Origin of the sequence: Chamaesiphon sp., from assembly GCF_041737865.1 — a bacterium.
GTDB lineage: Bacteria > Cyanobacteriota > Cyanobacteriia > Cyanobacteriales > Chamaesiphonaceae > Chamaesiphon.
In genome coordinates this window covers 1-3367 of sequence record NZ_JBGSQZ010000135.1, presented here as the reverse complement: position 1 = coordinate 3367, position 3367 = coordinate 1, and the positions used below count along the sequence as shown (strand labels likewise).

Annotated in this window: 3 protein-coding genes; 2 read left to right on the top strand and 1 reads right to left on the bottom strand. The window is 41.4% G+C overall.

Annotation, left to right across the window (positions count from 1 at the left end; all coding sequences use genetic code 11):
- Positions 1–495 precede the first annotated feature (495 nt).
- A complete protein-coding gene (locus ACEW9J_RS09485; RefSeq protein WP_373544883.1) occupies positions 496–1863 on the top strand; it encodes a hypothetical protein in 1368 nt (455 codons plus the stop codon).
- Between the two features lie 220 nt (positions 1864–2083).
- A complete protein-coding gene (locus tag ACEW9J_RS09480) occupies positions 2084–3133 on the top strand; it encodes an AI-2E family transporter (protein ID WP_373544882.1) in 1050 nt (349 codons plus the stop codon).
- Here ACEW9J_RS09480 and ACEW9J_RS09475 read toward each other — a convergent pair.
- Positions 3130–3264: a hypothetical protein gene (locus ACEW9J_RS09475; RefSeq protein ID WP_373544881.1), complete on the bottom strand. Its 135-nt coding sequence runs from the start codon at positions 3262–3264 to the stop codon at positions 3130–3132. The genes ACEW9J_RS09480 and ACEW9J_RS09475 overlap by 4 nt on opposite strands.
- Positions 3265–3367: the final 103 nt, after the last annotated feature.

The window sequence follows — 3367 nt, the reverse complement described above, 5'->3', positions numbered from 1 at the left end:
CGATTTAATTCGAGCTGTTGATGATTTTCAGCATCGTATCAATCGATCGCCTATTTCTCTTGCCGATCGATTATGGGTGAAAAATCACCTCGATCCTGAAGAAGAGAAACTACGGGTTTCATGTTAGACGGGGTTTAGCTTAGAATAATTTGATGAGAATTTCTATTAAGATTTATAAATTCTGTAACTAGTACTACATATCTGCTAGGCTAATTACCCAATCTGAGTTTTAGATAGATAACCCAAGTTGCTACCCGTAGCCTCAGCGGTTAGAAACCGCTGCTAGTGTTGCGAAGTCCGCCTACGCGGACTAATAAACTAGTCCGCGTAGCGAAAAGTGCGTTCTTGGGGAAACCCCAAGTGAAGCACCTTTTCAAGACAGGCGGACTTCGCATTATGAGCCACGATTTCAATCGTTGGCACTTCAATAAGTAGCAACTTAGGATAAATATTATCATCGCGCGGTAGATCTCGATCGTTTGGAGCACAATCATTATGACTTCTATTCCCACGAATCAAAAATTAGCTCAAAAGTTTAATACGCCCCAACTTTTGCGGAGTGGTTGGTATACAACCTGGGGGGTGAGTTTATTACTATTAATTGTGGGTATTTATGGAGTTCAGGCTCAACGACAGGTAATTAAAACTGTCGGTAAAGATGCCGCTCCGAGTATTTTGACAGCACAGCAATTGCAAGATTCATTTGCCGATATGGATGCTAGCTTGGCAAATGAATTACTATTGAAGCCAGGGGAAAACCGACAAGCGTTAGCAGACTTTGAGATAAATCGTCAGAAAATTGCCAATCGATTGGTAGCTGCGGCAAGAAATATTACTTATCCACAAGAAGAAGGGATTATTCAAAGTTTGCAACTAAATGGTAGTGCATACCTATTGAAATTGCAGGAAGCGCGAGATGCTCATAAGCGGGGCGATACTATTGGTACTCTAAATATTTATCGGAGTGCGGCTACTTTAATCGATCGGGAAATCATACCACAAGCAGAACAACTCAGTCGCGTAAATGCTCAAGAGCTAGAAAAGACTTATGCTAACCAAAGTTTTATCAATGGCGGCATTGCTTTACTAATTGCAATCGTGGGAGTAGTTCAAATTGCGATTTTAGCTATAATCCAGATATTTTTATATCAGCGAATGCGCCGGATTCTAAATTTACCCTTGCTTGGTGCTACGACAATTGCAATTATTTTTCTAGGCTATACTCTCAGCTCATTTGTCAGTGCAACCAACAATCTAAAAGTAGCTAAAGCCGATGCTTTTAATTCCTTGTACGCTCTGCGTCAGATGCGATCGCTCTCTTATAAAGCGAATGCTGATGAGAGTCGTTATCTACTAGATCGATCGAATGCGATCGTCCATGAGCAATCTTTTAATGACAAGATTAAAAAGATTCTGACGATTCCAGCTAACCAATCGATCGATAGTATTTTAGCTAATGTCCAGCAAAAAAAGCCGACTCCAGAGCTAACTGGACTATTTGCTGGTGTATTGAATAATATTACTTTTAAGGGCGAACGAGAATTGGCGATCGATACCCTGAAATTGTTTAAGGAGTATTTAGCGACCAATAAACAAATTAGACAGCTATCTAGTAGTGGTAAAATTGCTGAAGCGATCGCTTTAGGGATCGGGACAAAGCCAGGTGAATCAAACTGGGCATTCGATCGATATAAGAATAAACATACCGAATTGATGGATCTAAATAAGAAAGAATTTGAAGATAATATCAAACTTGGCGATCAACATTTAGACAATTATGAAATTATTGCCGCAGTTGCACTTAGTAGTATTGCGATCTTAACTCTATTTGGACTCAGACCGAGGTTAATGGAGTATCTGTAAGGTAACGTTGATAAATTAAGATATAAATGAGTGAGAAGCGAGTAGATCTTAAAATTTGGCAAGTTGGTCTAACCTGTTGAATTATCTTTCTGCGATCGAGCGGGGATTTACCGTTTAGAGTTAGTAAACACTCTGTCGGCGTTCGCATTGGCGGAAGCCTGCCGTTAGGCACAGCGTGGGCTTTGCCCAATCGAGCATTACACCAGGAGCGCGAACCACTATGGACAATGAGCCAGAACAACCTATTAATCGACATTTGTGGAATCAGATTGGCACCAACGCCTTAGTTCGCTTCTTGCTGTTTTTTGGAGCGGGATGGGCATCTGTTGCTTTGTTCCAATATTTTGAATACGTAATTTTTGTGTTTGCGTTTTCAGCAATTTTGGCACTATTGCTAAATTATCCACTGCGCTATCTCCAGCGATTTGTCGGACGAAACATCGCGCTGGGGATTGTGATTGCCTTGAGCCTAATGACGATCGTCGTATTCGCGATCGCGATCGTGTTGACACTTAGCAATCAATTTCAACAATTGGCGACATTGTTACTCCAGTCCTTCAACGGCGCAAATAATCCACTCGATCGATTTCAGAGTATGTTAGTAGCAGCTAATATTAAGTTAGATCTAGAGGCGATCTCTGCTCAGATTCGCACGGCATTTGAAGTTGGGTTAAATTGGACTGTTAATTCTGTGCCTATTTTATTCCAAAATTATGTCACTTTTATCATTGTCATCGTCATTGCTTTTTTCATGCTGATTGATGGTGCTAGGCTGTGGCAACTCGTACTAAAACTAGTTCCCGATCGCCATCGCAGTCGGGTGGCGATCGCGGTGCAAAGAAATTTCGTCGGATTTTTGCGCGGTCAATTACTAATTTCGTTTTTATTGAGTATTGCGACATTATTAGTATTCATCCTATTGCAAATCCCATTTTCATTTTTGCTTGCCGTTACGATTGGTGTTTTTGACTTGATTCCAGGTATTGGTGCAACTTTAGGTGTGAGCTTTGTGTGCTTGATTATCTTGGTTCAAAGCGGTTGGTTGACGGCACTGAAGGTATTTGCGATTTGCGTGATTCTGCAACAATTGCAAGATAATTTTGTGTCGCCACGCGTGATGCAGAGCACGGTGCATCTCAATCCTGTGGTAGTATTTTTTGCGCTATTAGTTGGGACGCGAGTGTCGGGACTACTCGGTGTCTTTTTGGCAATTCCGATCGCTGGAGTAATAGTCAGCCTGTTAGAGATTGAGGAAGCACAAGGAGGTTAGAGCCGATGTCCAAATCCTAACGTGTCAGCCAAATTTGGTGTCTGGAAGGCTGGTATGATTGCGGAGGCACCATGTCGATCGTTGAGTACCGACGGGAGCATAACACTTTTGCGATGAGTATTTATACTCATTGAGAGGAGATCGATACTTAGAGGATAATTAAAGCGATCAACAATGGCCAAAAAATAATGACTCCAGAACAAACAAGAAAACTGAAAGAATACTCTAGAGCAA